Here is a 385-nt window from a genome sequence, read left to right as displayed (position 1 = left end):
CTCGAGTACCAATCACTGCGAAAGTGGTTGCAGACTTCCTCTCCAGCGTCGGTGTTGACCGTGTGCTGACAGTGGATCTGCACGCTGAACAGATTCAGGGTTTCTTCGACGTTCCGGTTGATAACGTATTTGGTAGCCCGATCCTGCTGGAAGACATGCTGCAGCTGAATCTGGATAACCCAATTGTGTTTTCTCCGGACATCGGCGGCGTTGTGCGTGCCCGCGCTATCGCTAAGCTGCTGAACGATACCGATATGGCAATCATCGACAAACGTCGTCCGCGTGCGAACGTTTCACAGGTGATGCATATCATCGGTGACGTTGCAGGTCGTGACTGCGTACTGGTCGATGATATGATCGACACTGGCGGTACGCTGTGTAAAGC

1 pseudogene is annotated in these 385 nt (G+C 53.2%); it reads left to right on the top strand.

The features are described 5' to 3' along the window. A pseudogene (gene prs / locus J7U37_RS24990) lies at window positions 1-385 on the top strand (ribose-phosphate diphosphokinase); the annotation flags it as partial.

It is taken from the genome of Methylobacterium sp. 37f (genome assembly GCF_023093475.1).
In the GTDB taxonomy this organism is placed as follows: Bacteria; Pseudomonadota; Alphaproteobacteria; order Rhizobiales; family Beijerinckiaceae; genus Methylobacterium.
Note: the sequence above shows the minus strand (reverse complement) of the source record. Positions and strands in the feature narration are given on the sequence as shown.